This is a genomic window from Streptomyces sp. NPDC001401 (assembly GCF_042895385.1).
Lineage (GTDB): Bacteria > Actinomycetota > Actinomycetes > Streptomycetales > Streptomycetaceae > Streptomyces.
This window is the reverse complement of sequence record NZ_JBIAWI010000013.1, coordinates 22638-46234: the sequence shown is the minus strand read 5'-3', so window position 1 is coordinate 46234 and position 23597 is coordinate 22638. Positions and strand designations below refer to the sequence as shown.

Sequence of the window (23597 nt, the reverse complement as noted above, 5' to 3'; positions counted from 1 at the left end):
GATCAGTGGTGCTTGGCGAGGCTGTCTGCCAGCGGGAGCGACAGTTCCTCCGTCGCGGGCCATGGCGGAGCCTCAGGGCCTTGGCGCCATGTGAGATGCACCTGGACGAATCGTGCAGGGGCGTCCTCGACGCTGAACAAGACTTCGTCGCAGCGACCGCAACGGGCGAAAGCGATGACGGGCTTACCGAACAGGGGATGCCCTTCGCTGACCTCAAGGCGGAGCTGAGCTTCCAGGATCTCTCTGGCCCGTGCGTCAGGCAGCAGCACCCACGGCTCCGGCAGCGGACGAGGCTCCCAATCGAACAGGTAGTCAATGCTGGGATCCAGCCCGCCATCCATCCACGGCTGTGACGACCCGGTGTCTCGCGTGGCGTGCCGGCGGCAGGCTGGGCATCGCCGAAGCTCGCGGGTGGGTCCTCGACGTCGGCGTGGATGCTCAGCAGGTGAAGACTGGGACAGAACGCGGCGGGCCAACCCTTCACCGCAGGTCGGACAGGTGTCCATGGCCTCAGCATGTTCCATCGGGCTCCCCTCTTGACTTGCCAGTAGTGACGTTGATGATCGGTAGGAGTGTCGCAGTCGCCGGGATGCCGATCTCACGCGGTGTGGCCCCGGTTGGGGTTGGGACGTCGACGAGCCGTTCCAGTAGCTGGTCGAGGGCGACCTGGCCGTCGTCGACAGCGGCGCGCTCGTCGTCGGTGAGCGGGATGCTGGCCAGCATCCGTTGAAGGTTGTCCTTGGCCTCCAGCAGCTGCCCCTTTGACGACGCCTTCGGCGTATAGAAGTCGCACCGGGCGCAGGCCATCCGGTGCTGACACTGCTCGAAGAACGTGTAGGTGCAGTAGCCGTGGCCCATGTCGTAGTACTGCCACGGCTCACCCGACGCGGCCGCTCCGGAGGTAACCGCGTCCCGGTCGACCAGGACCTCGATTGTCCGGACGTTGCGCTCGAAGTACCCGGCATCGTTGTAGGCCCTGGCCAGCTTGTTCGGTGTGATCTTGGCGTAATGCTGAGTAGCCTCCGGACTCCGGTGACCGAGCCAGGCTTGCAGCTCAAACAGCGTCATCGGCTCCTTGGCGTTGTAGAGCTGGCTGGCGATCGTGGAGCGGGCCCGGTGGCTGGTGATGTTGCCCCGGACATCGGCGGTCGGGACGCCGGCCTTGCGGCAGAGCGAAGGGATGACCGCGGTGTTGATGTAGGTGTTGGCGAGGCGTTTGGCCCGGTGTGCGAACAGGAAGTCCACCTGCTCGCTGGTCTTGCGGTCGAGCATCTTCGGCTGCTGTGGCCGGAGCTCCTGCCATGCCTCGATCGCCTTGCCCAGCAGGGGATCGATGGGCTTGGTGAAGGAGGTGCCGGTCTTGTGGGTGGGGACGTCCAGCAGGCAGACGGCGTCACGCGCCAACACCTCGTCGGAATCGCCGGGGATGGGGAAGCCGTTGTGCTGCCAGCGGATGCAGCCCGTGCGGAGGCGGGATATCTCGTCGCTGCGCAGGCCGCCGAACAACCAGGTCAGGGTGACGGCCCGGATGAGTTCGATCGGGTAACACAGTCCGTAGGTGTTGGTCGGGAAGTCTTCGGGATCGATGTTGAGCCCGGCCCACAGCAGCTTCGCCCATATGTCGTCGGCGATCACCCGGGGGTTGGGGCCGATCAGCGCCGCGACGCTCCTGGGCGTGGCCAGCGCGCGAACGGGGTCGAAGCGGCGGGGAATCCACTCCCACTCCTGGCAGTCCCTGAAGAACGTCCTGGTCGCGGTGAGGTAGCCGGCCTTCGTGCGAGGGGACAGCGGTTTGCCGCCGCGCTTGTCGAGTCCCGCCCGGCGCTGCACGTGCTCGCCGACGGTCATCCGGTCCAGCGCCGCGACCCAGGCCGCGCAGGTCTCGCGGGTCCACTGGGCGGGTTCGACGATCTCGGGGTGCTCGGCGGCCAGCCACCGGCCTGCTTTGGCCACGATGGACCGGAACCCGCCTCTGACCTTCGGCGTGAGCGTCGAGGTGTCGTGCCAGCGCTCCACCATCGCGGCCCAGGGCTCGGGAACGCCTTCGAGATCGGGCATCACGGCGTGGATGGGCTTGGGCGGTGGGCCGGCGTGTCCGAGGGCGGCGATCGCCCGGTGAACACCGTGGAGGTTTCCGCGCCGGGCCCCGGACGGGAGGGCAGGGCTCTCGCGGGCCCGTTGCAAAGCGTCGGTGGTCATGTCCTGCAGGAGCGGGCTGCGGTTGATCAGCATGATCTGGACCAGCACGGTGCGGAACTGGCCGAAGGCGCCGTTCGAGGGGTGGTAGCCCCAGCCCTGGAGGGTGGCCGCCACCTGCGCGATCGTCTCCTCGACCGGTTCCTGGCCGAAGACGCGCCAGGCAAGCGAGCGGCGGATGAACCCGCCGATTCGGTGGAAGTCGGTGAAGTCGCCGAGCAGGTAGGCGAACGCGGCCACGTAGGGCCGGACCGTGCCGTCGATCCACCCCGGCCAGGCTTTCTCGAACTCCTTGTGGCCAGGGGCGATGAGGCGGACCCAGTCGTCTGCCGACCACGCCCAGAACGACGTGCCGTCTTCCAGGCAGCGCCGCAGGACGAGGCCGATGGCATCGGTCACGGCCCGGCGGTGGGAGGGCGTGTCCGGGCACCACCGAAGCGCGGCTCGTGCGTCGTCGAGCGGGCGGAGCAGACGGGAGATCGCCCGCCACTCGACTCGGTCCGGGGCATAGCCGCGGCGCCGGCGGACTTCCCAGCCCAGACTGGCCAGTGCTGCACGCTCGCGTTCGGTGAGTTCGGGGCGACGGTCGTAGCGGGCCAGGTCAATGGGCCAAGGCCAGGAAGGTGCCGTGGCCGTCTCGGAAGCGGCCGCCGATATCGCCGCGGTCACAGCGCGACCGTCCCGGTCGCCTGCTCGCCGAGGCGGGCCAGCATCTGCACCCGCCAGCCGTGGATCTGTTCCATGCCACGGCTGAGCTTGTCGGCCAGGTCCCGGCCCGACAGGTGGATGTAGGTGAGCGTGGAGTCGGTGTGCCGATGGCCGGCGAAGGTGGCGATGGCGTGTAGTTCCCAGCCCATCCGGGCCAGGTCGGTCAAGCACAGGTGTCGCGTGGTGTGAGTGGAGAACCGCGGGACATCGGCGGCCAGTGCGATCCGGCGGACTACCTTCGACCAGGTCCACAGGCTCAGCGGCTGGGCGTGGTTTCGCCGGGATTCCGACAGGAACAGCGGCCCCCGTGCCCGGCTGATCGTCGCCCGGTGTGCGAGGTAGCCCGAGAGCAGGACGCCGGTCGGCGCGGAGTACGGGACGACGCGCTCCAGCCGGTTCTTGGTCGTCTCAGCCCGCACCCGCAGCGTTCGGTGAGCCGGGTCGAGGTCGTCGGTACGCAGCGAGCACAGCTCCTCGCGGCGCAGTGCGGCGTCGTAGGCGAGAGCGAGCATCACGCGGTTGCGGACCGGCTCCTCGGCGGCGACCGCGAGGACGTCCATCCACTGCTGTTCGGTGGGTATCCACGGCAGCTTCGTGAGCCTCGGAACGAGGCCGCGCTCGTGCCCGCCGCGTTGGCGGCCGGGCGTGTAGCGGCCCCGGCCGACCGGGTTGGAGTCGCGCTGCCCGTCCTCCATGAGGAAGTCGTAGAACAGCCGGACCGGCACCAGACGCTGCTGAATGGTGGCGTTGGCCAGTCCTGAGCCCGAGTCGATCGAGACCACGTTCGCGCCCCGGCGGCTCGGCCGAGACGTCAACTCCCGTACGTATACGGCGATGTGTGCCCGGTTGGCGGTCAGTGGGTCGACGTTCTCCCGCTCGCACATCTCCAGGTACTCGGCCAGGCCCCGGGCGTAGGCGTCGATCGTCCGGGGAGCCCGGCCCAGGTCGCTCCACACCTGCAACCACCCGGCCGCCTGCTCGTGCCTGCCGAGCACCGGCCACTTCTCGTCCAGCACCACCGTGCCCAATACATCTCCTCAGTCCGTGGTCGTACCGCACGGAGATGATCTCCGCTGCGGTCAGATTCCACGTAACTGATACGAAGATGGTGCGCACGGCGCGGCCGAGTTCTTCGAGCGCGGCGTACGTGGGGTGCTTGGGGCCGCCGCGGGTGAAGCGCCGCAGGACCTGCTCCGCCTCCGCCGTCCCGAGTCTGAGCGCGGTGGCGTACTTCACCATCTGGTCGTACTGCTGCTCGATCAGCTCCCAGCGGATTGGCCGCGTCAGCGAGGCGCCGAGCGCCGGCCAGCCGGGCGGGGTGTCGTCCGGGCGGTACAGGCGGATGCTGCCGATGTTCTTCAGCCGGGGCAGCAGGCGGAAGTTCAGCAACTCGGTGAAGGCGAACCCGACCACGCTCGCGCCGTGCGTGTCGACGTAGTTCGACTCGATCTCGGCGTCCGTGCAGTGCCGCAGCAGGCCCTCGATCATCGCCGCGACCTCGGACGACGAACAGCTCTTGAGCTGGGAGTAGATGCAGGCGTTCTTCCGCTCGACGTGCCAGTAGATCATCACGCCGTTGCCGCCGTAGCGGGCGTGGTACTCGGTCATGAAGTTTGAGGACCAGGACCCGAACTTCTTCGAGTCCGACGCACACGCGGTGCCGCGGCCCCACCATGCGGTGTCGCGGGCGGCGAAGGTGGAGTTCACCAGCCTGCTGACGGCGGCCCGCAGGTTGTCGACGGTGATGAAGTGCCGCCGCACGTGCCGCAGCGCGGCCTTGCTCTCGCCGTGCTCGCCGGTCGCCACGATCGCCCGGATGCCCATATTCGTGCCCAGCGCGAAGAGGGCCAGCAACAGACGGCGCTGGAGGACGTCACGCTCGATGCGCTCGTACGCGGCCACCGAGGAGAACTCCTCGGTGAAGCCGGTCAGGAAGTCGGCGTTCTTCAGCACGTCCAGGAGGTCCAGGACGCCCCATCGGCGTGCGACCTCGGCCTTGAGCGCCTGGAGGCCGGTGGGCTCGGCCAGCGGCTCCAGCTTCGGAACGGTAATCCACGGCTCGCCCTTGCGGGTGGTGACCTTTACACCGCCCGCTGAGCCGTCCGCGAGCGCGCCGGAGAGCCGGTCCAGGCCTGCGGTCATGCGCTTCTTCAGGTCCGCGATGAACGCCCTGGGGTTCAACGGCTGGCGGATCGCGGCGTAGTGCACGGCGCGGGTGGCCTCGAAGTCGCCCGGCAGGTCGTCCTCCGGATTGCGCCAGCGGGCGGCACCCTCGACGTAGATCTCCCGGCGGCGGACCGCGTCCCGCAGCGCGACCAGGACGCACAGCTCGTACGGGATGCGCTCAACCTTGCCCTTGTCGTCGACGACCGCCTCGCGCCAGTCCTTGCGCACCACGCCCTCCATCGGCACCACGTCCGTGGTGTCGTAGAAGCGGGTCTTGCCGTCGACATCGGCGTACTGCTTCAGCAGCGTCATCGCGTCCATCACCGGCCGGTAGGCGGTGTTGTTGCACTGGAAGCCCAAGGTGTTCAGCAGCGGCGGCAGCATCTGCCGGTAGTACGAGCTGTACGACGACCGGAGCGTGGTGCGGACCTTGGCCTTGAAGACCTTCTCGTTCGCCTTCGCCTCGGCCACCAGCTCACGCAGCGTCATCTCCCCGACCACCGGGAACAGGGCCCGGCGTACAACCTCGTCGGGCTTGTCGACGGCGGCCGTCGCCAGCTTGAAGAGGATGCCCTCCTTGCCGCGGACCTTCTTCAACTCGGCGGTGAGCTGCTTCTCCACCCGCCGCTCGGCACGAGCGTTGATCTTGTGAACCAGAGCGACCAGCAGGTCGACCAGGGCGTCGGTGATCTCCGCCTGACGGGACGAGCACAGCGCCGCGAGCAGGGTGATCCGTACGTCCTCGCTCGTGTCGCGGAAGTCCGAGGGGTACATCCTGATCACCCGCGCCCGCCAGGCGGCCACCAGCTTCTCCGAGCAGTCCGCGAACAACCCGTCGGGCAGCCCCAGCTTGCGCACGTCGTTCAGCTTGGTGATCTCCGTCAGCAGGGAGTCCAGGCCGACCGCGCCGGGGTCGCGCTTGAGCGCGGCCAGCAGGGCGGTCCCCGCCTCGTTGTCCTCAGCCACCAGCGACAGCAGTCGAGCCGTGGCCGCCTCGCCCAGGCGGCCGATCGTCCGGGCGCAGAACGTCTTCTCCCACTTGCCCCGCGCCGCGACGAGTACCTTCTCAACCCGGGTCCGGCCCGGCGGCTCGATCTTCCGGGCCCGGCACTCGACCAGCAGGGCCTCGCGCTGCCGGTCCTCCACCAGCTCGACCGGACAGACCTCCACGGCCAGCCACTCGGCCAGGGCCTTTTCGTCTGCGACTGTCGACGGCCGGAACCCCAGGGCCTCGCGGATCTGCTTGCGGTGGTACTCGGCGGTCCGGCCGATCAGCGTGTACTTCGCGAAGTCGGTGGCCGGGACCTTCACCAGTTCGGCGACGTACTCCACGGCAGATGGCGGGACCTCTTCCAGCACATCGGGGAACCGGCCTTCCAGCTCGAAGAACTTCAGCAACAGGCTGAAGCCGAGCCGGGTCGTCCCGCTCTTGTTCGCCATCAGGTCCCAGTCGCCGTCTACCAGCGTCCAGTTCGCCAGCAGCTCCTCTGGCGACCACTCTTGCCGCACGCCCGCCCCTTTGGCCTCGATCACTTGATCAGACCAACGACGGCGCCCGGGACCGGGAAACGGGACGCATCCGGCTACCCGCAACCTACTTTGCGGCTGGTGTCTGGGCTAGGACATCGGGGCCTGGTCAGCAGCACCCCTTGTCGTCGGCGTCGGCGCAGGTCCGGTCGCCCTCGACGGCGACCACGGCTGTGCGCAGGTCGTCGAGCGCGTGGCCGAGGCGTTCGTCGGCGAGTTCGTAGCGGGTGCGGCGGCCGTCGGGGACGGTGACGACCAGGCCGCAGTCGCGCAGGCACGCCAGGTGGTTCGACAGCCTGGTGCGGGAGACGTCCAGCGCGTCGGCCAGGTCGGCCGGATAGGCGGGTGCTTCCCGGAGGGCGAGCAGGATGCGGCAGCGGATCGGATCGGCGAGCGCCCGGCCGAACCGGACCAGGACGTCGATGTCGGAGGCGACAGTCAGCACACCGTCAACGGTACACAGATTCCTGAATTCAGGAAAGTATGAACTGATGGCCTCTACAGCCCGGAAATGGCATGTCCCGCACGCGGACGGCTTCCGCGTGCGGGACCGGTGCTCAGCTCGTGCCGGTCAGACGATCAGACGGTCGTCAGGGCGGTGTCGTCCACGACGAAGCTGGTCTGGAGGGAGGAGTCCTCCACGCCGTTGAACTTCAGGGTGACCGTCTGGCCCGCCAGCGAGGACAGGTCGAAGGTCTTCTGCGCGTACCCGGAGTTGTGGTTGAGGTTCGAGTACGTCGCCAGGGTGGTCGAACCGGCGGACACCGTCAGCTTGTCGTACGCGGTGCTGCTGGTGGTCTCCGACGTGTCGATGTGCAGGTAGAAGGTGAGCGTGGCCTTGCAGCCGGCCGGAATCGTCACCGACTGGGACAGCGTGTCGGTGTGCGAGGAGCCGTAGCCGTCCAGCCAGGCGTAGTACGAACCGCCGTGCGCCGCCTCACCGCTGTCGTTGACGATGACGCCGCTGGTGGCGCTCCAGCCGGTACTGCCCGATTCGAAGCCGGGGTTGGCCAGCAGTTGGGACGAGGTGCAGCCGCCCCCGCCGGAGCCGACGGTCCAGGTGAAGGACGTAGAGCCGGAGGCGCCGGTGGAGTCCTTCGCCGTGACCGTGACCTGATAGGTGCCGGCAGTGGACGCCGTACCGGAGATCAGGCCGGTGGAGCTGTTGATGGACAGGCCGGTCGGCAGGCCGCTCGCGCTGTAGGTGAGAGCCGCGCCCCCGCTGTCGGTGGCCTTGATCTGCAGGCTGACCGAGCTGCCGGTGGTGGTGGACTGACTGCCGGGGTTGGTGACGGTGACCGTGTTTCCGGTGCTGGAGCCGGAGGTGAAGGCGGCGGTGCCGTTCGGAGTCCCCCAGCCGGTCGGACCGTCGTAGCCGGTGCCCGCGGTGCAGAAGTACGACGGGGAGCAGCTGCCGTTGTTGCCGCTGGTCACGTCGTACAGGTTGCTGGTGTGGGAGTAGGGGTACTTCGCCGGGTAGTCGCTCGAGCCCGGGGTGCCCGCGAGGGCGTAGACGGAGGCGATGATCGGCGAGCTGGCGCTGGTGCCGCCGTAGACCGCCCAGCCGGAGCCACCGTAGGTGTCGTAGACCGCGACGCCGGTGGCCGGGTCGGCGACCGCGGAGACGTCGGCCTCCATGCGCCTGGAGCAGCCGGTGTCGGTCTGCCAGCTCGGCTTCGGGTCGTAGGCGGAGCAGCCGGAGCCGGTGCCCTCCGTGGTGTTGGTGTGCCACACCGACTCGCTCCAGCCACGGGAGTTGGAGGAGGTCGTCAGCGCGGTGCCGCCGACGGCGGTCACGTACTGGGAGGTCGCCGGATACTCGGCGCCGTAGGCGGAGTCGCCGGAGGAGACGGTGATCGCGACGCCCGGGTGCTTGAAGTACGAGGTGTCGTCGCTGGTCTGGGAGGAGGACTCGGAGCCGCCCCAGCTGTTGGAGACGAACTTGGCGCCGAGTGTCACGGCCTCGTTCTCGGCGGTGCCGAGGTCGGCCATGGTCGCGGAGTTGGCCTCGACCAGGATGATGCTGCAGTTCGGGCAGACCGCGCTGACCATGTCGATGTCGAGCATCTCTTCACCGGCCCAGCCGGTGTCGTTGGTCGGCAGCGACGTGGTGGAGCCGGTCTGGCTGACCTGCTTGAAGCAGCCGTTGGCCTTGGTGCAGGACGACAGGCCGTACGTGGAGCGGTACGTGGCCAGGTCAGACTCGGCGTTGGGGTCGTTGTACGCGTCCACGATGCCGACGGTCAGGCCGGAACCGGCTGTGGTGGGCAGGTTGTAGGCGCTGTGCAGGTTGGCCGGGGAGAGGCCGGAGGGCGCGGCCGCGGCGAGCGCCGAGGCGAGGCGCTGCTTGATGTCGGTGCGGCGCTGGGCGAAACAGGAAGCACGACCCGGCTCGGCGGTGGCGCACAGGTGCCGGGTCGGCACCTTCTGGCCGGCCTTGCCGGTGGAGTGGTAGGTCTGCCGCTCGGGGGCGGTCAGTGCCTTGTTGTTCTGCGTGACCTTGGAGGTCTGAGGGTGGGTCGCGGGAGGCTGAGCACCGGCCGTCGGTGCGGCGGTGAATCCGGCGACGGTCAGAGCGAGGGCGGGGAAGGCGACGGCGACGAGTCTTCGCAGACTCCGTCTCCGCGCGCTCGGGTGTGACTCACGCATGGGTTACTGCCTCCGGTTGACGTGGGGATTCGCACTGGATGGGCAGGCCCGTGATTGCGCGTAGCGGCGGCAGAACCGCGCAGTCATGAGCATGACATTCACCCCCACATGCCGAATGAACGCGACATGACAGGGTGCGGGAGGAACGTACGCCTGAAGCGCGCGAACCGGCAGCGCCGCAAGCGATTTCTTTGCCTCTCCATAGGATTGGATTGGTCGCTCCATTGGAGAGCGACCGAGGCATCAGCGCCTGCGCCGGTCTCGGCGAGCCGGATGACGTCCGCCGCCTGGGGGCATCGTGCCGATGGCGACGGGGACTTCGCGTCACACACTCGCGAGTGGTGCGGAAAGTGCGGCCGGTGAAGAGGCTCGTGATCCAGGCGCGGTGAGCAGAGGTCCCGATCTTCTGGCGACGCTCGGGCTGAGTCCACGGCACAGCCGCTCCCGTACTCTTCCTCAGAGCCGCCGCGCAGGACCGGCTTCGGAGGGGGCACGGACAACCGCGAGGGAGACGGCATGGGAGCCGCTGACCGGCAGAGTGCCGGAGACTGGAACCGGGTCGGCGACCCGCCGGGCCCCACCGATGGTCGTGTGAGCGAGTACGGCCACGACTACGAGTACGGCCACGAGTACGGGAATCCTCCCGAGTCGATACCTCGTCGCCCCGACTACGGACCCGATGCCCGCACGGGCCACATCCCCTCCCCGGCGATAGGCCACGCGCACACCCCCGCGATGGGCGACGGGCGCGCCACGGTGACCGGCAACGGACATGGCCCCGACCACGGCCCCGGAGCAGGCGCGGGCGGTCACGGACACCCACACACCCCCGGCCACAGCCACAGCCATGGGCCCGCCGCACCGGTCTCCCGGCACCTGCGCAAGGTCATCGCGGCGATCCTGATCCCCTTCACCGCCGCGGTCGTGGTGGGGCTCGTCGTGCTGTGGCCGGGCGGAGCCCCGCCGCACCAGCGCACCGGTGTCGGTTTCGACCGGCAGACCCAGCAGGCGACGGTCTCCAAGGTCGTGAGCGTGAGCTGCAAGTCGGTGAACGCCTCGGGCGAGACCCCGACAGGGGACACCTCCACCGCCGAGGGCACCTCGGCACAGCAGGAGGCGAGCGGCACCTGCAAAAGGGCGACGATCCGCGTCGACAGCGGCAAGGACAAGGGCCGTACCTTCACCGAGATCGTGCAGCCCGACCAGTCGCGGCAGCTGCACCAGGGCGAGAAGGTCGTCGCCGCGTACGAACCCTCCGCGCCCAAAGACCTGCAGTACTCGGTCGCCGACGTCAACCGCCGCTTCCCCATGGTCCTGCTGGCCGGCATCTTCGCACTCGCCGTCGTGGTGGTGGGCCGACTGCGCGGCGTGATGGCGCTGGTCGCCCTGGCCATCAGCTTCCTGGTGCTGAACTTCTTCGTCCTGTCGGCGGTCCTGCAGGGCTCGAACCCGCTCCTCGTGGCGGTGGTCGGGTCGAGCGCCATCATGCTGATCGCCCTCTACATGTGCCACGGTCTGTCGGCCCGCACCTCGGTGGCGGTGCTCGGCACCCTGCTCTCGCTGGCGCTGATCGGCATCCTGGGCTCGGTGTTCATCGGCTGGGCCGCCCTGACCGGCAACACGGACGACAGCACCGGCCTGATACACGGCCTGTACCCGAAGCTCGACATGAGCGGTCTGCTGCTCGCCGGCGTCATCATCGGATCCCTCGGCGTGCTCGACGACGTCACGGTGACCCAGACCTCGGCCGTCTGGGAACTGCACGACGCCAACCCGACCATGAGCTGGCGAGGACTGTACCGGGCAGGCATCCGCATCGGCCGCGACCACATCGCCTCCGTCGTCAACACCCTCGTCCTCGCCTACGCCGGCGCCGCACTGCCGCTGCTGCTCCTCTTCTCCATCGCACAGAGCGGCGTGGGCACGGTCGCCAACAGCGAACTGGTCGCGGAGGAGATAGTGCGCACACTGGTGGGCTCGATCGGCCTGGTCGCCTCGGTGCCGGTCACGACACTGCTCGCGGCACTGGTGGTCTCGGCCGACCGGCCCGGTCCGCGGGCGGAAACGGCGACAGCGGGCGCAGTGGCGGCTGCCGGAGCGGCTGCGAGCCGCGGCGGGCGTCGGCGGAAGCGTTGAGAGCGATCTATTCAAGGTGGGCGCATACTGGCTGTTCAGCGACTGTACGGGGGGTGCGCTCAGCGTCTGAGCGCGGCTGTTGTTCAAACTCTGAACGGGCCTCGGCGGAGATCATCGCCGCCTGCCCCTTGGTGATGTTGCGGTGTGCTCCTGCAACGACTCCCTTCCGGCCAGCTCTCGTTTCAGGGGACGCCTGCTCTTCAGCCGCCCGGAGGACCTCCCAGCGCCTCCGAGTCGCCGGCGTGCCCATAGCGTGCCCTTAAGACCGGTCAACCACGGTCAACAGCGGTGCGATCCTGCCCCCTCGGGCGCAACCCCAGAGCACATACGCCCAGGTCAGAAGCTATCCGGCTCCGCAAGCGCCGTCGCTTCCCAAGCTGAGAGCGCCGACTTGCACAGATCGCGGGCACGGCCAGAATCCATGAGCTGCCGGAGCAACGTCAGACACCTTGGGCTCACCATGCCTGCGGACTCCCTACGGCCCCGCTTCCCGAGAACGCGGGAAGTTTTCCTGACAGCCCCTCAGCTCTACGTATCGATGCAGGTCAGAGACCCAGCATGCCACCCCTGACCAAGCGCCTTCTAAGCGCTTTGCCTATCGGCACGTCAACACATGCCCAGCAGCACCGACGCGCCATCCCGCTGCAGCCGCCCACGGGGAATTACCGGTAGCTCGCTAAAACTGGCGGTAGAGGTCAAGGGGTCTGCCAGCGGTGACCGTGTCGATGAGGGCTTGGAGTTCGAGCGGCGGGTCCTTGTCGGTCCCTGCTCGCCACCAGCTGCCCAGGGTGATGACCGAGGTGAGCCGGGAGCGGACGTCCCGTAATGCCCCGGGGCCAGCAAAGCAGTTGGGGCTGGTGGGCGTGACACCCCTCTCTGGCCGGTCGTCGGGGGCAGGAAAGGTCGGCGGGCGAGCGGGCGCTGGTGGTGCCGTGCGGGGCGTCGATGTGGGGCAAGTCGTCGCTGGTGGAGTAGGTGCAGTCGGCCACCACGACCCGGCAGGCGAAGCAGCCGCCGGCCTGCACGGACACGAGTGCACCATTGACGCCATGCTCGGCATCACCGGAACGACCACGATCCTCACCTCGGATCCCGAGGACCTGATCGCGCTGCACATTGGGCGGGCCACCGTTATCAAGATCTGACTGAGCGCCCTCGATTGGTAGCGCCTTGCGCCCAGCCTACTCATCCAGGTCAGGCGCCAGCCACAGGCGCGCAAAAACCCCTCGGTACAGCTATGCGAAACGCCCCATTCCCCATACGCGGTCCGCAGGCCCTTCGATTCTCTCTGTAACGATTCCGTCCCGGTGAATCTCCAGAGGTTCTACGATTCCGGTTTCCACCGCTTCAAGCCATGCTTTAGTGGGTCCAATTCCCCAGGGCACCCATGGTGTTAGATCATCCATCACCACAATAGCCCCTGGAGGGCATGCAGTGTGACAGTTCCGCAAGTCCGATGACGAAATGTCGTACTCATGGCCGCCGTCTACAAATGCCAGCTGGAAGGCAGCAGCAAGCGCCGTATTCGACAGGAAGTTCGGCAGTGTTTCCCTGGAATCTCCGAGTATCAGCTGGTGACGCCCAGGGAACTTCTTGTCGATGAACTCCTTCGCTACTGAAACAGCCAAACTCCCAGGCCGATCGAAAGACACTACAGTCACATCTTCGCGGGCAGTCAGGAACGCATGACTGGAGAACCCTATATTGAAACCAATTTCAATGACGCGATGCACGTCGAAGCGCACGACGAGATCCATGAGGTAGGCGAGTTCCGGCACACTGGAAGACCCTTCCAGTAGCAAGGCTTCGCTTTTCTGAACGTGATCGAATATTTCCTTCGTGAAGGAGCGGACGGTTCCCGTCCAGCGATTCACATACGGAGCTTCCATGTTCTCTCCTCGATTCTGAAGTCCCTCAGGACGCTTCGTGAGTTGTCCGACCGTCGGCCGCCCGGTCGAGCACTGTTTGCGAGAGTTGGTGCAGCGGGGTGTCACCAGAGGCAAGAGCGGCATCCAGCAGGATGGAGTCGAGTCCGGAAAGCAGAAGCCGGGGACCGTGGATGGGGATGGCCGAGGTGTCACCCATGAGGGTCATGACCGCCGTCTCGGCGAGAGCCCACACCGAAAACCGCACGTTGAGGTCGGGCAAAGCCGCAGGCAGGCGGTCCTCCGTCAGCTGTGATGCGGTGCTCAGCTTGCGCAGGGCGTCTGGGCCAAGGTCTGCCAGCGCATTGAAAGTGCGTTTCTCCGCCAGAGACTGTGTACCGTTGAAGTCGCTCTGCCCGATCACCCGGAGATTCACGCCAAAGGGCAGGGCCACGTGGTGGCCGCGCTCCGCGGATATCAGGGAGCGGGACTCCACGAACCGGTCGTGGTCGTACCAGCTGCACCGGTACCCCTGGAATGCCACCACAGAGACGTCGCGGACCAGCTCGCCGAAAGTTCCTGACTGTGCTGGGACACTGAGTGGGATGGCCTGGAAGAGATTGGTCACCGCATATCGGGTGCCGGGATGCGCTCTGTTCGCGACGGTGAGGCGCAAGGTGATGGATGTCTGCCGGGTCCATTGGCCCAGGACAGCCGCATAGGCCGCGAAGATGACGTTTGCCGCACTGACGCCATACCTGCGGGACAGGCTAGCAACGGAGGGAGCGGCGGCCTGGGACTGCAACCGGGCCCAGACGAATGTTGGTTCCCCTCCGGTGGGATCCACGCGGGGTGGTGTCGGAACGGAGGCCGCGCGCAGCTGTTTCCGCAAGAACACGTCCGCTCGCTCAGCTTGGGCTCTGCCACGTGCACTGCGCTCGAAGGCTGCGATCTCGCCCGGTTGCCATCCCGACGGCCCTGGCAGGGCACGCCCCAGACTCAGGTTGACGATCTCCTCATACACAATCGCCGATGCGATCCCGTCGGCGAAGACATGGTGCAGCAGCATGGCAATGGCCGCCGGAGCACCGTGCACGGTGAGAAGAGCGACCCGGACGGGCAGTTCGTCAGACTTGAAGTCCTCCAGGGCCAGCCTCTCCTTGATCTCATGAGCCGCGCTCGACACTGCGTCCGCCGCGACCTCGTACTGATCTACCGAGAGAGCCCCCTCGGCCCTGACGACCTGCACAAGACGCCCGTCTTCGGCCCGCTCCCAGTGACTTCGCAGTGCCTGGTGTCGTTCCAAGACCTTCCTGATCGCGGAGAGGACATCCCCCACCCTCCGTACGCCAGTCAGCGGTCCGTCCTTGCGGACGTGCGGAGGGGTGAGTGCCGTGCCGATCCGCTCAATGGAGCGCACCGCCGCGATCTGCGCCCAGGCCAGGTCGTGGGTGCCGGAAGTACAGCCTGAGAAGGAGACGAGATGAGAGGCGGTCTTCTGCATACCGTTGTCCGTCCCGTGTCAGTGGAGGTTCCAGAGGGCCTCGACGTCCGTGGTGCCCTTGCCGTACGCGAGCTCCTGGGTGTGGTAGAACACGGCGTACCGTCCGCCCCGGGCCATCAGTTCCCGGTGGGTTCCCGCCTCGACCAGTTCGCCGTGGTCGAGTACCATGATCAGATCCGCGTTGGTGACGGTGGAGAACCGGTGCGAGACGATCAGCGTGATCGTTCCCACGGCCTCGGCGAGACGATGGGCGCGGGCCATGTAACGGTCGAAGACGGCGCGTTCACTTGGTGCGTCCAGGGACGCCGTGGGTTCGTCCAGGATGAAGAGCAGCGGCTCCCGCCGCATGGACGCGCGTGCCAGGGCGGTCTTCTGCCACTGGCCCTCCGAGAGCTCCACACCGCCCAGTCCGCGTCCCAACTGCGTGTCCAGGCCGTTCGGCAGCCGGCGCACCACCTGCTCAGCGTCGGCGGAGCGTATCGCCTCAGTGATGTGTTTCAGGTCCTCGAAGTGGGCCGGAGCGCCCAGCCCGACCGCCTGGGCGAAGGTGACGTGGTAGCGGCCGAAGTCCTGGAAAGCGGCGCTGATCCGAGACCGCCATCCCGCTGTGTCGAGATCGCCTAGTGCGGTTCCGTCTAGCCGTATCGTCCCTTGGTCCGGCAGGTACAACTTGGCCAGGAGCTTGACCAACGTCGTCTTGCCCGAGCCGTACTCGCCGACGACGGCGACGACGCTGCCGGCCGGGATGCGCACGGACACCTCCCGCAATGCGGGCCTGGCAATGCCGGGGTAGGTGTAGCTGACACGGTCGAGTTCCAGCCCGTCACGCAGCCGGTTCGGTGCGGTTGCGTTGCTGCCCTGTCGTGCGCCCTCCCGGGCGGCGTGGTCGCGTAGCCACAGGAAAGGATCGATGAGCCGCCCGGCTCCAGCGGTAGCAGTGGCCCTGGACACCGCGACGTGGACGGACTGGCGCAGGTACAGGGCGAGGGTGATGGCCAGGACGACGTCGCCCGCACTGCCGCTTCCGCGAAGCGCCCGATGGGTCACGAGGGCCAGTCCTGCGACAAAAGCCCCCGTGAACACCAGCCAGCCGGCCAGCTTCCAGGCGGCCGCGGCGACACGTGCGCGAATGCGCAGGGCGTGAGCCTCGCTCCAAGCCCGTGCTTGACGGTCCGCCAGCCACGGGCCGGCCTCCGCGACGCGAATCTCCTTGCCCGTGACGGCATCAGTGGCGAGATGGAACAGATGCTGTTGGAGCCGGAACGCCTCAGCCGAGTCCGTTTCGGCTCGGGCAATTAGGCGCTGACCGCGGTTGTCGCACACCAGCGGCACCAACGCGAACAGCAGCAACACAAGGAGCCAGGGACTGAGCGCGCCAAGAAGCGCAAGGGAGACGACGACCTGAAGGATGCCGAACAGGGAGTCGACTGCACCCCACAGCCCGTCCATGATGCCCCAGGCCGCGCCGCCGACGACCGTGACCCGGTCCTGGATCTCGGTGTTCTCCAGATGGTCGAGACTCTCGAGTGTCGCGATGTCCATGTGGATCTGCTCGTGCAGGTCAGTCATCCCGACCTGCTCTACCAACAACACACGCAGAGTGCTGCGGTATGTGCCGACCAGCGTGGTCGTCCCATAGGCGCCCGCCGCGCCCAATGCAGCGCCGACGGCACCGAAAACGTCGTGGGCCAGCGTGGCGTCGACCGCATGTCGCAGGGCCAGCGCACTGGTGACCAGCAGGACAACGGAGAGCACCTGCGCACCGACCATGCACAAGGTAAGGCCGGGCACCTTGCGCCACGAAAGCACCAGCAGTTCCCGCCAGAGCCCGAGACAGCGCCTGATCACGAGGTTTCCTCCTCGGCGCGATCGTCGTATCCGGCGGCAAATCGCTCGGCCTGGATCTTGAAGAGCCTCGCGTACTCGCCCCCGAGCGTCATCAACTCGTCGTGAGAGCCCGCCTCGGTGATCCTCCCGCCGTCCAGCAGCACGATCCGGTCGCAGAAGCGAACGGTCGACAGACGATGCGAGATCAATACGGTGCTCACCGCGTCACGGCGCTCGACGAGCCTGCGGAACACCTCGAATTCGGTACGCACGTCGAGGTGGGTCGTGGGCTCGTCGAGCACCAGCACGGTCGCCCCCGAGCGCGCGGCGAACAGCGTACGGGCGAGGACCACCTGCTGCCACTGACCGCCGGAGAGGTCCACACCACCGCGGCGTGAGCGGGCCAGCGGTGTGTCCCAGCCCTCCGGGAGGCGACTGATCAACGTGGTCAGTCCCGCTTCCCTCGCCACGGCCTCGAGTACTCGCCTATCCCTCGGTGCGTCCGCCTGGCCCAGCGCGATGTTGTCGGTGAGTGACAGGTGGTATTTGGCGAAGTCCTGGAAGACCACCGACAGTTGCCTGCGCCAGGCGGTCATGCCCAGATCCTCGATGTCGGTGCCGTCCGCCGTGATGCGACCGCAGGTCGGACGGTAAAGCCCAGAGAGTAACTTGATCAGAGTCGACTTTCCCGCGCCGTTCAGACCCACTACGGCCAGCAGTTCCCCCGGGCGGATCTCCAGGTCCACGCTGTCCAAGACCGCTCCGTCGGTTCCCGGGTATCGGAAGCCGATCCGCTCGAATCGCACCAGGGGCGGACGCTGTGGCACCGCAGGCGCGGCGAGTGCTGCCGGTAACACGCGGCCCGCGTCGTCCTGCGCAGATGCCCGCCCCATGCTGGTACGTGCGGGCGCCGCGACGGCCCGCAGTTCTGCGAGCGCCGTGACCCCGGGTAGGGCGCCGATCACCGCCCGGGGATCATATCCGTAGAAACCTTGATAGATCGCCCAGCCGGCGGCGAAGACCGCAGTCTCCAGGGCCACGGAGCCACGGCCTTCCACGGCGTCGACCACGGCCACGGTGTAGGCGGCACCCAGCCCCCCGGCGATGAGCACGAACTTGCTCCACTGCTGTCGTAGGCTCCGCACGGCACTTTGCCAGACGGGCTCCAGCATTCGCAGGACGTGACCACGCATCTGGGCGGTGGCGAGCCGTGCGAAACCAAAGATCCGCACCTCCTTACTCGCCTCCGGAGAGATGAGGAGGCGTGACCAAGCGTCCGCATGCAGCCCAGCGGAGGCGCCGCGGCGCCACTCGTGGAAGAATTCCAGCGCGTGGCGGCTGCGGATCAGGCTGTTGAGCACCGCGGGCAGGAGCACCAGTGGCACCAGCCACCAGGCGAGTCGGGCAAGCACCAGGCACGAGGCGGTGACGCCGACCATCCCCGTCACCATGACGAGCTGGGCCAACGCGCCGTCTCCGACGCTGCGTTCCGTCCAGTTGCCAGGCTCTGCTCTGGCCAGGCGGATCAACTGCTGCACATTGGGACGCTCTAGCGTCTCGATCGTCTCCGCCGCCGCCAGCCTCGCGACCTCGGCGCGATTCGCGCCGTCGATGCGCGTCTTGACAACGTACTGCAGCGGTGCGGACACAGCCTCGAGGACGTGGCTCACGGCGAGCACGATCGCGTACATGCCCAACGCCACCGCGACCTGCGTGAATCGGGTCGCGTTCAGCGAGACGCGCTCGACCAGCGCCGCCATCGCCACCGCCGTTGTGACAGGCGTCAGGCTCTGCAGGATGTGCACCATGACCAGCAGGCACACCGACGGCGCTCCCGCCGCCGAGAGGGCCTTGAGGAGATACCATCGCTGGGCCGCGCTCACTTGGTCCACCGCGGTTCTGGCCGGATAGAGAATCCCGGCCTCAGGGAGGTCACGGAGCTTTGACACCGTGATGTCTTCCCGGGAGCGATGGGCGACCGACCCCACCGGCGTCCCGGTACGGCGTAGATGGCATCGGCTCCAGACGGCGAGCGCGTTGCACATGCGCCGCCGGGCCTGCCTGAATCCCGGTCGGCCAGCCGTCCGGGTCACGCCTTGACTCCGGCCAAAGCAGCCATGGCCGCTGACTGCGCCACAGTGGAACCATCCATGAGGATGCGGGGGATGAGCGGATCATCGTGGTCAAGGTTCAGGCGCTCCGTCAGGACGAAAGAGATCTCCACGGCCGCCAGCGAATCTCCCCCCAGATCATGGAAGTTGTCCCGAACTCCCACCTCGTCGAGATCCAGCACATGCGCCCAGATACCGGCAATTAGCTTCTCGAGAGGCTTTGTCGGCTCCTCGAAGGGCGACTTGAGGTCTGGACGCGCACGCCCGGGTTCGGGAAGGCGACTTGCGTCGACCTTTCCGTGGCTGCTCAGAGGAAGAGGGTCAAGAAAGACGAACTTCGAAGGCATGGAACGTGTCGGCAGATGGCAGGCCAGGTGCTCCTGGAGTTCCCCCACTGGGTCGGTCATGCCGTGGGAGGCATCCAGCACCACATAGGCGACCAACAGCGGCCGCCCCATGCTCGACCGATGGGCCCGTGCATGTGCTTGTACGACGGCGCTGTGCTCGCACAGGGCAGCTTCAACCTCTGCGGGTTCGACCCTCTGACCGCGGATCTTAAGCTGGCCGTCCAGACGGCCATGAAACTCGATTTGTCCGTCAGTCGTGTACCTGCCGAGATCGCCGGTGCGGAACGTCCCCCAGCCGGGCGGAGCGTCTCGCAGGACAGGAAGGAACCGCGCGCTGTCCTCCTCAGAGGCATTCAGGTAGCCGGACGCCACCCCGATCCCCTGGATGTAGATCTCGCCGCTCTCACCAACGGGGCAGACGCGCTGAGCTTGGTCGAGGACATAGATGCGTGTGTTGGTGATCGGGCGGCCGATCGGTACCGGCCTGCGGGGTTCGGCACTCGCAGCAAAGTGCGTCACGTCGATCGTGGCTTCCGTGGGCCCATACAGATTGTGGAGTTCGCCTTTCGACTGGCGCGCGAACTCGGCGACCAGGGCGGCGTCGAGGACCTCCCCGCTGGAGAACACCATGCGCAGATCCGGACACCGTCGTGCCCCGTCCGCACGCAGCCACAAGCGCAGCATGGAGGGCACGAAGTGGGCCACCGTCACCGCGTGTTGGTTGAAAGTGGAGATCAGCGCCTCGGGAGAGGTGTGCGCGCCGGGCGGGACGATCACCGTCTGTGCTCCGGCATACTGCGGCCAGAACATTTCCCAGCCCGCGACGTCGAAGGTGACGGGCGTTTTGAGGGCGACACGATCGCCGGTCCGCAGAGGGAAGCGTTCCTGCATCCACCGGATCCGGTTCGCGAATCCGCCGTAGGTGCAGAGCACGCCTTTGGGCCGGCCTGCCGACCCCGAGGTGAAGATGACCTGCGAGGTGGTGCGCTCATGGACCCGGGCGTGGGTGAAGTCTGTGGCGGCGGACTTGTCGCGGCGTACGAGGAAAGTCTTCCCGAAGGCTTCTTGTATCGCCTGATGATCTTCTGCATCGCCAGCGACCAGGACAGCCTCGGCATTGCTCGTCTGGGCCACTGTGAGCTGCCACGGTACGGGATCGTCTGGGCCGATCGGGCAGTACGCCGATCCGGTCAGCGCGATGGCGTGGACGGCGACGAGCAGTTCCAGTGACCGGTCGATGGCCACCCCGAACACCCCGCGCCCCTCGGCGGAGCGAGCAGGGAACGCCTCGCCAAGACGGTGCGCCAGGCCGAAGACACGGTTGCCGAGTTCGGCGTAGGTCCAGGTACGCCCGCCCTCCACCACGGCGACGCGGTCACCCGCTCCGCGATAGTGCTCGCGCAGGCCCCTGATGACCTCGTCCGCCGCAACCGGCCGAACACGACCTTGGAGTTCTTCCATGAGCTGACGGTCCGCGGGCGAACAACGGCTCCACGGATCCTTCGGTGCTGTCACGGTTACTGCCTTTCTGGGAGGGTCAGACCGGTCGCAGGGCTATCCCGGTGTCGCCGGTGTCTGGACCTGCCGGTTCACCGAGGGTCACTTCGACAGCGAAGCCGAGCAGCGCGGGAAGACAGTCCCCCACATTCATCAGGGGGGTGGCGGACTGCCGGATCCTCACAGGTTCGATCAGTGGTTGCGCGCTCGTACCGCACAGTTGGTCCATGGCGCGCAGTGCGTAGTACAGGGAAGGGGCGAGATAGGGGTAACGCAGAGCGACATCCCGCACATGCTCGGTGTCGAGCGTGCCGTGGTGCCAGAGCGACTTGAGGTGGCACAGGGACTTGGCACTCGCCTCTTGGAGCAGTGCGGCGTCTACATAGAGGCGATGCGGCAGCACCCAGGACAACACCCGGTGGCTCAGCGTGGCGACAGTCACACCATCGATGTCGACCTTTTCTGTGTCGTCCAGCCAAACGCCCTCGGATGGTTTCACCCGGGTCCCCACATCGTCCGTCAACTGGTTGAGGCTGTAGTGAAGGTCGACGGACAGTTTCAGCTGAAACCGGTCATCGGCGAAGCAGAAGAGGTGCGGGAAGAGCTCCAGGAGCTGCCGACTCATCGGCGCTAGCTCAGGCACCGCGACCAGCCTCCCCATCGGCGCGCACTGACCAAAGGAGTAGAGCGAGTTCTCGCTCATCTCGACGACACGAGACGGCATACGTGAAACCTGGCCGGCGCGGATCCAGAGCTCGGAGGAGTAACCCAGGGCACACAGCGCTTCCCTGGCCTGCGGCAAGCGGCCCCGCGGTACCAGAACGTCGATATCGTTGCTGTACGCAGGAGCGTTCGTGTTGCCCAAAGCGGCCTCCAGGGCCACGCCTTTGAAGGCGATGAGAGGAACACCGGTCGCCTCGAACGACGCCGCCAGACGGCCGAGTTCCATACGGTGCAATCCACTCAGCACCCGGCTGACATGCCCGAACACCGGAAATGCACTGCTCGGATCGATGATGTGAGCGCTGGTGCCATGGGTAGCGAGCGCCGCGCTCACCAGCTGGCGTTCGCGGAGGTAGGAGAAGACGGCGTCTGTCCCGAGTCGCTCGACAAGCGCGTCGAACAGCTGACGGACGGACGTTTCCGCCGGGGCGGGATAGGGATGCAGAACCGCTCGGATGAGAGCCACTCGGTCATGAAGACTCAGTTGCTCTGCAGCGGGCTTGGATCGGCTTCCGAGCGAGTTCCCTGGCATGCATGCCGCCTTCCGCTGGTGAGGTGGGGGAAACCGCCTGCAGACTTCCAATGCATACGACTACGCCGTTAGTCGAACGATTCGACGGACACAGATCCGGCAATGGCTCGCCATGCCAGCCGGCGAAGTTATACGCATTCTGTTCCAAGGTCAACAATCCACAATCGCCTTAATCCTCCACCCGTCACAATCCGGCCACCATTGACAGCGGAAGCCGGGGCACCCAGAAAGATCCACCAGAGGCGAAACCCTTGGGGGAACCCCGTCGACGGATGTCGCATCTACGGCAAGGAAGCGCACTGACTCTCCCTCTGAACTGCAGAGACTAGGGAACTTGCGGTCGCGAGTCCACGGGTATAAATGGAGGCGTCGGCGCCGGGCGCGGCGTCCAGGCCGAAGCGGCTGGACCTTGGCCTGATATTTACTATCCAGCAGGGCAGACCAGCGCAAAGCCGTTGACTCTGTAAACAGAAAGCGCATACCGTTCCGACCTGAAAACGCACTCCCTGATGCTCGTCGTTTCAGAGTGCACTCATCCCCGGATATTGCCTCTCAGCACCTCCTTCGCCGAAGATCACAGCGACGTCCCGTAATCGCCAGCCGCGACATATTCGATAAATATTCGACCAATCGAAGATATTTCACTTGCAAAGTGCTTTTAATGGGATGGTCAAGCAGGCAAAGAAAGGATATTGCACGTGACGCAAGGATCCACTGAACTGGCGCCCCGCGCCGCGACCAAGCGCCGCATTGACCACATGCGCATCGCGGTCTCCTACTACTGCAACCTGAGCTGTCAGCACTGTTACGTTCCGGAGCTCAACCGCACCAAATACCGCTCGCTTCTGGAGTCGAGCCAGCTCAGCCTGAACGAGATCACCTCGTTCATCGACCGGCTCGTAGACGAGATGGGGCTGAAGAAGGTCACGATCACAGGTGGCGAGGCTCTCTTCACACCTGTATGGCCCCGCACGAAGGTGGTCCTGCGGCACGCGCTCGACCGGGGCCTGACCGTGCAGCTGAACACCAGCGGTTCGGGGCAGGTCCGCATGGCGCAGATCGCGGAGGTATGCGGCTCCGAACTGGACCAACTCGTCCTTCATCTCAGCCTCGACGGAGTCGACGAGGAGCGTGTGGACGAGTTCCGCGGGCGCAAGGGGGCGATGCGGGCCGCGCTGCGGACACTGCGGGAGGCCAGGGACCTGGCCGTGGCTGTCGAAGCGAGGTACACGATCACGGAGGAGAATCAGGAAGACACCGTCGCCACGTATGACCTAGTCAGCGAGCACAACGCGCGGGCCTTCCTGGCCAAGCCCATGTTCGCGGCTGGAGTCGCCCGTGAGAACGAGGCACTGCTGCTACGTAGGAAGAACCAGGTGCGCAACGTACAGCTGGCGTTGCTCGACCGAAGCATCGGCAACTCGACCCGACTGGGCCTGCCCGAGCCGGTTTACGTCCTGGAGGCCGAGTTCCCTGCGGGTAACTCGGCCTACGTCATCAAGTGCGCCTGCGGTGACGCCGCCGGTTACCTGTCCACCAACGGCGACATCTACCCGTGCAGTTACTTGGTCGGTGCACCGGACGATCGCCAACACGTCCTGGGCAACATACGCGACGCCGACTTCGTGGACATGTGGAGTGACCCCCAAGCGTATAGCGAGTTCAGGTCTGCGGCGAAGGACCAGAACTGCACCGCCCAGAACATCGTCAGCCGCGGGATGGGAGTGGAGACCAGCGCCACGAGCGGTTGCTCGTGTGGCAGTTCCGAGGCGGAATGCGGCTGCGGTTGACGGACGTGTACGGTCATGG

General features: G+C 66.7%; 14 protein-coding genes and 1 pseudogene. 3 read left to right on the top strand and 12 right to left on the bottom strand.

Annotation, left to right across the window (positions count from 1 at the left end):
- Positions 1–2: 2 nt before the first annotated feature.
- From ACFY10_RS35260 to ACFY10_RS35235, 6 genes are all read right to left on the bottom strand, one after another.
- Positions 3–341, bottom strand: coding sequence for a hypothetical protein (locus ACFY10_RS35260; protein ID WP_390669308.1), 339 nt, complete (start codon positions 339–341; stop codon positions 3–5).
- Positions 342–510: 169 nt separating this feature from the next.
- Complete coding sequence (locus ACFY10_RS35255; protein WP_390669307.1) at positions 511–2865, bottom strand: tyrosine-type recombinase/integrase; 2355 nt, start codon at positions 2863–2865, stop codon at positions 511–513.
- Positions 2862–3416, bottom strand: a complete 555-nt coding sequence (locus tag ACFY10_RS35250; RefSeq protein WP_384940499.1) for a tyrosine-type recombinase/integrase — start codon at positions 3414–3416, stop codon at positions 2862–2864. Before ACFY10_RS35250 ends, ACFY10_RS35255 begins: the two co-directional genes overlap by 4 nt.
- Positions 3313–6579, bottom strand: a complete 3267-nt coding sequence (locus tag ACFY10_RS35245) for a Tn3 family transposase (RefSeq protein WP_390669306.1) — start codon at positions 6577–6579, stop codon at positions 3313–3315. The genes ACFY10_RS35250 and ACFY10_RS35245 overlap by 104 nt, the downstream gene beginning before the upstream one ends.
- 127 nt (positions 6580–6706) lie before the next feature.
- The gene (locus tag ACFY10_RS35240) at positions 6707–7042 is read right to left on the bottom strand and encodes an ArsR/SmtB family transcription factor (protein WP_390669305.1); all 336 of its coding nucleotides are present in this window, start codon (positions 7040–7042) and stop codon (positions 6707–6709) included.
- Positions 7043–7176: 134 nt separating this feature from the next.
- Positions 7177–9246: a putative Ig domain-containing protein gene (locus ACFY10_RS35235; protein WP_390669304.1), complete on the bottom strand. Its 2070-nt coding sequence runs from the start codon at positions 9244–9246 to the stop codon at positions 7177–7179.
- A 735-nt stretch (positions 9247–9981) separates the two neighbouring features.
- Here ACFY10_RS35235 and ACFY10_RS35230 point away from each other — a divergent pair.
- Together ACFY10_RS35230 and ACFY10_RS35225 are read left to right on the top strand one after the other, a co-directional pair.
- Positions 9982–11382 carry a YibE/F family protein gene (locus tag ACFY10_RS35230; RefSeq protein WP_390669530.1) on the top strand — a complete coding sequence of 467 codons (1401 nt, stop codon included), beginning with the start codon at positions 9982–9984 and terminating at the stop codon, positions 11380–11382.
- 980 nt (positions 11383–12362) lie between these two features.
- A pseudogene (locus ACFY10_RS35225) lies at positions 12363–12527 on the top strand (DNA-binding protein); the annotation flags it as partial.
- 90 nt (positions 12528–12617) lie between these two features.
- Here ACFY10_RS35225 and ACFY10_RS35220 read toward each other — a convergent pair.
- The 6 genes from ACFY10_RS35220 to ACFY10_RS35195 all read right to left on the bottom strand — a co-directional run bounded on the left by ACFY10_RS35220 (position 12618) and on the right by ACFY10_RS35195 (position 21722).
- Positions 12618–13271: a class I SAM-dependent methyltransferase gene (locus ACFY10_RS35220; protein ID WP_390669303.1), complete on the bottom strand. Its 654-nt coding sequence runs from the start codon at positions 13269–13271 to the stop codon at positions 12618–12620.
- Positions 13272–13296: 25 nt separating this feature from the next.
- Positions 13297–14751, bottom strand: a complete 1455-nt coding sequence (locus ACFY10_RS35215) for a condensation domain-containing protein (protein ID WP_390669302.1) — start codon at positions 14749–14751, stop codon at positions 13297–13299.
- A gap of 18 nt (positions 14752–14769) precedes the next feature.
- Complete coding sequence (locus ACFY10_RS35210) at positions 14770–16599, bottom strand: ABC transporter ATP-binding protein (RefSeq protein WP_390669301.1); 1830 nt, start codon at positions 16597–16599, stop codon at positions 14770–14772.
- Positions 16596–18461 carry an ABC transporter ATP-binding protein gene (locus tag ACFY10_RS35205; RefSeq protein ID WP_390669300.1) on the bottom strand — a complete coding sequence of 622 codons (1866 nt, stop codon included), beginning with the start codon at positions 18459–18461 and terminating at the stop codon, positions 16596–16598. The genes ACFY10_RS35210 and ACFY10_RS35205 overlap by 4 nt, the downstream gene beginning before the upstream one ends.
- Positions 18462–18667: 206 nt before the next feature.
- Positions 18668–20497 carry an amino acid adenylation domain-containing protein gene (locus ACFY10_RS35200; protein WP_390669299.1) on the bottom strand — a complete coding sequence of 610 codons (1830 nt, stop codon included), beginning with the start codon at positions 20495–20497 and terminating at the stop codon, positions 18668–18670.
- Between the two features lie 76 nt (positions 20498–20573).
- Positions 20574–21722, bottom strand: coding sequence for a nucleotidyltransferase family protein (locus tag ACFY10_RS35195; protein WP_390669298.1), 1149 nt, complete (start codon positions 21720–21722; stop codon positions 20574–20576).
- A gap of 764 nt (positions 21723–22486) precedes the next feature.
- On the opposite strand from ACFY10_RS35195, the gene ACFY10_RS35190 reads away from it, so the two are divergent.
- Positions 22487–23578, top strand: coding sequence for a radical SAM protein (locus ACFY10_RS35190; protein ID WP_390669297.1), 1092 nt, complete (start codon positions 22487–22489; stop codon positions 23576–23578).
- Positions 23579–23597 lie beyond the last annotated feature (19 nt).

Bases quoted from the DNA above. Each gene is read 5' to 3' on its own strand.
- ACFY10_RS35260 (WP_390669308.1), bottom strand. From the start codon at position 341: ATGGATGGCGGGCTGGATCCCAGCATTGACTACCTGTTCGATTGGGAG.
- ACFY10_RS35215 (WP_390669302.1), bottom strand. From the start codon at position 14,751: ATGCAGAAGACCGCCTCTCATCTCGTCTCCTTCTCAGGCTGTACTTCC.
- ACFY10_RS35235 (WP_390669304.1), bottom strand. From the start codon at position 9,246: ATGCGTGAGTCACACCCGAGCGCGCGGAGACGGAGTCTGCGAAGACTC.
- ACFY10_RS35250 (WP_384940499.1), bottom strand. From the start codon at position 3,416: ATGCTCGCTCTCGCCTACGACGCCGCACTGCGCCGCGAGGAGCTGTGC.
- ACFY10_RS35200 (WP_390669299.1), bottom strand. From the start codon at position 20,497: ATGGAAGAACTCCAAGGTCGTGTTCGGCCGGTTGCGGCGGACGAGGTC.
- ACFY10_RS35220 (WP_390669303.1), bottom strand. From the start codon at position 13,271: ATGGAAGCTCCGTATGTGAATCGCTGGACGGGAACCGTCCGCTCCTTC.
- ACFY10_RS35230 (WP_390669530.1), top strand. From the start codon at position 9,982: ATGGGCGACGGGCGCGCCACGGTGACCGGCAACGGACATGGCCCCGAC.